Source organism: Gordonibacter sp. (assembly GCF_036667095.1).
Classification (GTDB): Bacteria; Actinomycetota; Coriobacteriia; order Coriobacteriales; family Eggerthellaceae; genus Gordonibacter.
The window spans coordinates 1-6,811 of record NZ_JAVWUP010000137.1 but is presented as its reverse complement, the minus strand read 5'-3'; the positions used below and the strand labels follow the sequence as shown (position 1 = coordinate 6,811).

The 6,811-nt window shown below is 60.8% G+C and carries 4 protein-coding genes; all 4 read left to right on the top strand.

Features of this window, described 5'->3' with window-relative positions:
• Positions 1-214: 214 nt before the first annotated feature.
• The 4 genes from RR842_RS10685 (at position 215) to RR842_RS10670 (ending at position 6,519) form a co-directional block, all read left to right on the top strand.
• The gene (locus tag RR842_RS10685; protein WP_332565625.1) at positions 215-1,630 is read left to right on the top strand and encodes a sodium:alanine symporter family protein; all 1,416 of its coding nucleotides are present in this window, start codon (positions 215-217) and stop codon (positions 1,628-1,630) included.
• A 236-nt stretch (positions 1,631-1,866) separates the two neighbouring features.
• Positions 1,867-2,286 (top strand): hypothetical protein, encoded by a 420-nt coding sequence (locus RR842_RS10680; RefSeq protein ID WP_332512924.1) that lies wholly within the window; start codon positions 1,867-1,869, stop codon positions 2,284-2,286.
• 180 nt (positions 2,287-2,466) lie between these two features.
• Complete coding sequence (locus RR842_RS10675; protein WP_332512926.1) at positions 2,467-4,809, top strand: cation-translocating P-type ATPase; 2,343 nt, start codon at positions 2,467-2,469, stop codon at positions 4,807-4,809.
• Between the two features lie 435 nt (positions 4,810-5,244).
• On the top strand, positions 5,245-6,519 hold the full coding sequence (locus tag RR842_RS10670; RefSeq protein WP_332729722.1) for an aminoacetone oxidase family FAD-binding enzyme: 1,275 nt from the start codon (positions 5,245-5,247) through the stop codon (positions 6,517-6,519).
• Positions 6,520-6,811 lie beyond the last annotated feature (292 nt).

Sequence of the window (6,811 nt, the reverse complement as noted above, 5' to 3'; positions counted from 1 at the left end):
GGCGACTATAATCCAACCACTTTAGCGTGGAAAAGTGCTTCTGCCGAAACGGATTGCGCGATCGGGTGCAGACGCTTCTCACCTGCGCCTGGTGTCGCTTCTCCTTGGTACGGCGGCGCATCTGGTGAGGGGGAGGGCGGTTGTTCGCCACTCGGTTTCGGCAACGGCTCTTTCAGTCGCATAAGGGGACCGACGAGAGAAAGAGGGGCCGCTCATGGATATCGTGGGCATTATCAACGGCATCGACGCCTTCGTGTGGGGGCCGCCGATGATCGTGCTTCTGTTGGGATCGCATCTGTATCTGACCGTGCGCACGGGCTTTATCCAGCGTAAGCTGCCGACGGCTATCAAGCTGTCGGTGACGAAGGATCCGGATGTGCCGGGCGACATCAGCCAGTTCGGCGCTTTGACCACGGCACTGTCGGCCACGATCGGTACCGGCAACATCGTGGGCGTGGCCACGGCCATTTTGGCGGGCGGTCCGGGCGCGGTGCTGTGGATGTGGCTGACCGGCGTGTTCGGCATGGCAACGAAGTACGCCGAGACCTATGCTGCCGTGAAGTACCGCGTACGCGACCACAAGGGCAATATGCTGGGTGGTGCCATGTACGCGTGGCGGCGCGGTTTCGAGAAGGATGGTAAGACGCCTTGGTGGGCTATGCTCGGCGCAGGCGCTTTTGCCCTGTTCGCCGCCATCGCGTCGTTCGGCATCGGCTCGGCGGTGCAGTCAAGCTCCATGACGGGCATCATCATCTCGAATGCTCCGGGTATTCCTACGTGGGGCATCGGACTTGCCATCGTCATCATGGTGTCCATTGTTATCTTCGGCGGCGTCAAGGTTATCTCGAAGGTGTGCGAGAAGCTGGTGCCGTTCATGGCCATCGTGTATGTGTGGGGCTGCATCATGATCATCGGCATCAACTGGCAGTTCGTCTGGCCGGCCATCTGCCTTATCTTCGAGTGCGCCTTCACGCCCAAAGCTGCCTTCGGCGGCGCGGTGGGGTCGGGCCTGATGATGGCGTTGCAGTTCGGCTGCGCACGCGGCCTGTTCTCTAACGAGTCGGGTTTGGGCTCGGCTCCCATCGTGGCTTCTGCCGCATCGACCCGCAACCCGGCGCGCCAGGCCCTCGTGTCCATGACCGGCACGTTTTGGGATACCGTTATCATCTGCGCGCTTACGGGCATCGTGTTGGTATCCACGCTCATTGCCAACCCCGGTATCTTGGAAGGCGGCCAGATCCACGCCGGTGCCGATTTGACCAGCGCCGCCTTCGGCGCCATTCCCTACATTGGCACGCCTATCTTGATCATCGGCATGGTGCTGTTCTCGTACTCGACCATCCTCGGTTGGTCGTACTATGGCAACCGCTGCGTCGTGTACTTGTTTGGAAAGCATGCGGTGCGCCCCTACCAGGTGCTCTACGTTCTCATGGCATTTCTGGGTGCTATTGGCATAGGGGATTTGGTGTGGACGGTGTCTGATATCACGAACGCGCTCATGGCCGTGCCGAACATCATTGTGGTGTTGGCGCTGTCGGGGCTGATAGCGCGCGAGACCAAGTATTACGTGTGGGACAAAAACCTCGACGAGACGGACGAGACGCCCATTCCGATACTGGAATCCAAGTAGAACCGGCCGCTCTTCCAGGCGGTTTACGCAAACCGAAGGTCCCGGCGAACTTCGGGATCTTCGCCGCTCTTTTGATTCAACTAAAAGATGAACATCCCCGGTGGCGAACATGGCAAAGATAGCAGGCTTCTATAATTGCAGACGCTTTCCGAAAGCGGAGGGCTCGTTTGCTCGATGCTCCAAGGCGCTGCATGCCTGCCGCTTTGGAGCATCGTGCACCAGAGGAAGGGGACCATATGTCCGGTTCGCAGAAGGCGTTGAAAGTTGTCTCTATCATCACTATCGTCTTTGCCGTGTTTCTCGTGCTGTTCGGTGCGCTCATGGCGGCGGGGGTTGCCTTGCCGGGGGCGACGACTGATACCATCGAGGCCGATGGGGTGTCCGTGAGCGTTGCGACAGCCGCCATTGCCTTTGCCATTCCCTTCATCGTCGGCGGCATTCTCAATCTGATCATCGGCTTTTTGGGCTTGCGTGGAGCGAAGAACCCTCGGAAGGTGGGCCCGTTTTTCGTGCTGTGCATTATCGGCTTGGTCCTCGGCTTGATCGGTCTGGGCATGTCGCTCGCGCAGGGCTCGTTCGACCCTTCATCGTTGGTGAACGTGGCCATCATGGCCGTTTGCCTGTATCTTGCGAGCAAGGTGAAACAGCAGGCGTAGGCGTGGTTTGCTGCGTTGTCTTTTAGATTTGCGCGATTCGCGCGGAAACGGCCCCCATCCTCGTCGATCGGGGGCTGTTTTTGTGGTGATCGTCGTACAATGGGGCGCATCGAAAATCTTACTTGCCCGGGTATCGCTCGCTGCGGGCACCTTGCTCGCCGATTACGATAAGGAACTCGCATGGATGAAAAGCTGAAAGGTCTGACCTCCGCCGAAGTGGCCGAGCGGGTCGCTCGAGGTGACGTGAACGCCGACGTGGACGTGAAGACGCGCACGATCAAGCAGATCGTGCTGGGCAACGTCTGCACGTTGTTCAACCTCATCAATGTGATACTGGCGCTGTTCGTGCTGATAACCGGCTCGTACAAGAATATGCTGTTCATGCTGGTCATCGTGCTGAACACGGTTATTGGTATCGTGCAGGAGGTTCGCTCGAAGCGTACGACCGACCGTCTGTCCATCGTTGCAGGATCGCATGCCAAGGTTATTCGCGATGGTGCGCAGGTGGAGGTTCCCTTAAATGATGTGGTACGCGACGACCTTATGGTTCTAGGGCGTGGCGACCAGGTGCCGGCCGATGCCGAGGTGGTGGCCGGTGCCGCCGACTTGAACGAGAGCCTGCTTACCGGCGAGAGCAACCTTATCAAGAAACAGATCGGGCATAAGCTGATGAGCGGCTCGTTCGTGAATGCCGGTACGGTTACGGCGCGTGTCGAGCATGTGGGCAAGGAGAACTACGCTGCCAAGATAAGCGCGGAAGCCAAGCAGCGCAAAGCGGTGAACTCCGAGATCATGAACAGCTTAAACGGCATTATCAAGTTCGTCAGCTTCATCATCTTCCCTTTGGGTGCCATCCTGTTCTCGCGCGAATTCTTCAGCCATAGCGTGGCGTTCAACGATGCCGTCTTGTCTACCACGGCGGCGCTGGTGGGCATGATCCCCGAAGGCCTCATTCTGCTGACGTCCACGGTGCTGGCGGTGGCGGTGGTGCGCTTGGCGAAATCGAAGGTGCTGGTGCAGCAACTGTACTGCATCGAGACGTTGGCTCGGGTGGATACCCTGTGTCTGGACAAGACGGGCACCATCACCACGGGTGCCATGGAGGTAGCCTCCGTCGAGCTGGTGGGCAGCGCCGATGCGGCCGAGGTGGACACGGCGCTGGCCTCGCTTGCTGTTGCCGACGAGGATCCCAACGAGACGGCGCAGGCCATTATCGAGCACTATGCGCAAAGCGCGGTAGCGCGGCTGTCGGTGGTGCGTATCGTGCCATTCTCGTCGGATAAGAAGTGGTCGGGCGCGGCGTTCGCAGACGGGCGCGCCTATGTCATGGGTGCGGCGCGCTTCGTGTTGGGCGATGGCTATGCGGCGGTGGAGGGCCAGGCAAACGAGCTTGCCGAAGATGCCCGCGTGCTGTTGGTGGCGCGCGTGGACGGTTTTACCGATGACGGGGACGTGGTGGGTACGCCGGAGCCCCTCGGTTTTGTGTGCATCCATGATCAGATACGTGCGACGGCAGCGCAGACCATTGGCTACTTCAAAGATCAGGGCGTTACGGTGAACGTCATTTCGGGCGACGACCCGCGCACGGTTTCGGGCATCGCCCAGAAAGTGGGTGTGCCGGGTGCAGACCAGTACGTGGATGCCACGACGCTGGAGACGCCCGAGCAGGTGGCCGCCGCTATCGAGCGCTACCACGTGTTTGGGCGCGTAAAGCCCGAGCAAAAAAAGCAGTTCGTGATTGCGTTACAGGAGCGCGGGCACGTGGTGGCCATGACGGGCGACGGCGTGAACGACACGCTGGCTCTCAAGCAGGCCGATTGCTCGGTGGCCATGGCGGCTGGCTCGGACGCGGCGCGCAACGTGGCCCAGCTGGTGCTCGTGGACAACGACTTCGCTTCCATGCCGAAAGTGGTGGCCGAGGGGCGTCGCTCTATCAACAACCTGCAACGCTCGGCCTCGCTGTTCTTGGTGAAGACGCTGCTGTCCATGTCGTTGGCGGTGCTGTTTATCTTCCTGCCATGGCAGTACCCGTTCCAGCCCATTCAGATGACGCTGATCTCGGCGTTCACTATCGGGTTGCCCTCGTTCGTGTTAGCGCTGGAACCCAACAAAGACCGCATCCGCGGGCGCTTCCTGGAAAACGTCATCGTGAAGTCGCTGCCCGGTGCCCTCTGCGCAGTGCTGAACGTGGTGGCGGTGAACGTGATAGGGTATACGTCGCTGGGGCTTGACTACAGCCAGGTGTCGACGCTGTGCGTGCTGCTGACAGCGTGGGTTGGCTTCCTGCTTATCGTGCGGCTGTCCATTCCGTTTACGCCGCTGCGCGCAGCGCTGGTCGTCGTAGTGGTGGGCGGCACGGTGCTCGGGGCCACGTTGCTGCACGGCCTGTTCGGCATCGAGCCGTTCACGACCAGCATGACGGTGGTGTTCGTCGCCTGCGCGGCGGCGATATCGGTGGTGTTTCAGGTGCTCTATCGCCTGTTCGGGAGCTGGCATGCCAAGAGGCTCGCAAGGCTGGCGTAAGGGCCGATTGAGGTTGGAGCGAGTGGTTTTGGACAGGAATCGGTGGCAAAGTCGTTTGACTGCGACAACGTCACTGGAGGTATAGCGCCGGAAAAGGCAGATGCTGTGCAAATTTTTCGGTTTCCGGCACTCGGTGCATTCCGTTTCTCTGCTTCTCCTCGGTTCTTGCGTTGCAATTTTTTGTAATCCCAGCTCAAGCGCGCGTACTTTTTGTTGCGCTTGAGCTTGCGGGTGCCTCGACGCGCAAAAGGCGCGAAACGATCCCCTCCGGTGCGGGAAAACGAAAAATTTGCACAGCATCGCTTGATTTTCTGCCTCGGCCCGTCCATCGAGCTTTGCATCTTGCTCAAGAGGGCGGTATTTGTCGGGCCGCCTGCTTCTAGGGGGATTGGTGGAGCGAATACACGCTTCTCAACTTTGCGATATGATGGAGCGATGAAGAAACTTGCGATTATAGGCGGCGGTGCCGCTGGGTTGGCAACCGCGGTGGCGGCGGGCGAGGCGTTGCGCTCGCCGGGCGGGAGCAACGCCTCGCATGACGTCGAGGTCGTGCTGTACGAGGCTGACGAGCGGGTTGGCCGCTCGATTCTGGCCACAGGCAATGGGCGGTGCAACTTTTCGAACGCGCATATCGATGCAGGGCTTTACCGCAACGGTGCCTTCGTGCGCGACGCGCTGATAGCGTTGCGGGGCCGGAGCGCACGGCGAGATAGCGCCACGGCTGCGAGCTGCGACGAGAACCCGGTACACGAGTTTTTCGCCGACTGGGGCCTGGAGTGGCGCAAAGAGGGCGAAGGGAGACTGTATCCCCTGGCAAACAAGGCGTCGGTTGTGCTGGACGTGCTGCGCGAGGCTTGCGCAGCGGGCGGCGTGCGCGAGGCCTGTGGCAGCGCGGTTGTGAGCGTCGTGCCCCCTGAGCGCACGGGCGAGCACTTCCACCTGCGGTTCGCCGACGGAGCGATAGAGCATGCCGACGCGGTGGTGGTGGCCTGTGGGGGGCGCGGGCTTGCAGGTTTGCTGCCCGAGCGCTATCGGGTGGCATCTGCGCGGCCGGTGCTTGGGCCGCTGCGCACGGCGGGCAGCGTGGCGAAAAGCCTGGACAACATCCGCGTGCGCGCGGCGCTTGCCTTGGTGGATGCGGGCGGTACCCTTCGGGCGCGCGAAGAGGGCGAGCTGTTGTTCCGCTCCTATGGCGTGTCGGGGATCGCGGTGTTCAATCTTTCCCGCCATGCAAGCCCTGGTGACCGGCTGTTGGTGGACCTGCTGCCGTTCGTTGCCGAAGCCGATTGCGAAAGCTACTTGTTCCGCCGTCGCAAGCGCATGGCGGCGCATGTCGGAGAGCTCTCTGGCGAAGGCTTTTTGCGCGGGTTGCTGTTGCCGCCGGTAAGCCGTGTTGTCTTGCGGGAAGCCGGCCTGCGCTCCGAAGCCCTCTTCTCCAAGGCGGACGTGCCGGCTTTGGCTCGCTCGCTCAAGACGCTCCCGTTTGTTGTCGAGGGTGTGGGCGATGCACGCCAGTGCCAGGTGACGCGCGGCGGTTTCTCGGTGGGAGACTTCGACGCGACTACGATGGAATCGCATCTGGACAAGGGCCTGTACGTAGTAGGCGAGGCGTTGGATGTGGATGCTCCCTGCGGCGGTTACAACCTGCATTGGGCCTGGGCCAGCGGGCTGACTGCCGGTAGGGCGGCGGCTGTTCAGCTTGCGGGATAGCTGTGCGGGGTGCGCGTTCGGTGAGGTAGCTTCATTAGTCGCGTTTCTTGCGTCGGGGAGGCGTGATGGGTCGCATCGGGTCCTCAGTGTAGTATCTTGTGAAGAGATATCCCGAGCCTTCGCAAACAAGAAATATTTCTGCTTGAAAAGGCCTCGAAAATAAGGATTTATATGCTTGAGGTTTCGAATGTAAAGCTGCCGCTTGATGCGGGGTTGCCAGGAGCGGCAGGGGAAGCCTTGCTTTACGCCGCAGCAGCTTCGGCGTTGGGCGTGTCGGAGAGCCAGGTGCGCG